This is a genomic window from Vibrio anguillarum, assembly GCF_001989995.2.
Classification (GTDB): Bacteria; Pseudomonadota; Gammaproteobacteria; order Enterobacterales; family Vibrionaceae; genus Vibrio; species Vibrio anguillarum.
In genome coordinates this window covers 1-441 of record NZ_JAHGUP010000193.1, presented here as the reverse complement: position 1 = coordinate 441, position 441 = coordinate 1, and the positions used below count along the sequence as shown (strand labels likewise).

The following is a 441-nucleotide window of genomic DNA, read 5'->3' as shown; positions in this document are numbered from 1 at the left end:
TTCCAGCGTCATAGAAAATATAACTGGGATATTGAGTTGTTATCGCCTGATTGGGGTCAAATTGATTCAGCAATCCGCGCACCGGCTGAGCAATGTTTTTTCCATAAAGGCCGTGACCAATTCTTTTGGGCAAAGCGCAAGCCTTACATCTATAAGCACGCTAAAAACACATCAACGCCAGTGATACCAAAGGGCAAAGACCCTAATCTTACCAAGAAAAAAATTCCGCTTGATGCGTTCTTGCTTTACAAGTCAACAGCGACGGGTATTGCTCGTGCTTCTGGCGCTCTCAATGTGTTAGCGAAAAATCCAGCACTCATTGCGGTTTTTCTAATTATAATTTTAGGCATAGGATACTTAACGTATGGTTTATCCCGTCTGGTTTTTGGTTCTTCTTCGGAGATTCAGGACGCGCAATCGAACTCGACTCAATCTAGCGTT

At 43.3% G+C, this 441-nt stretch carries 1 protein-coding gene; it reads left to right on the top strand.

Going from position 1 to position 441, the window contains the following annotated elements:
• A partial coding sequence (locus PL85_RS18340; RefSeq protein WP_327795946.1) for a zonular occludens toxin domain-containing protein occupies window positions 1–441 on the top strand: 441 nt, incomplete at both ends.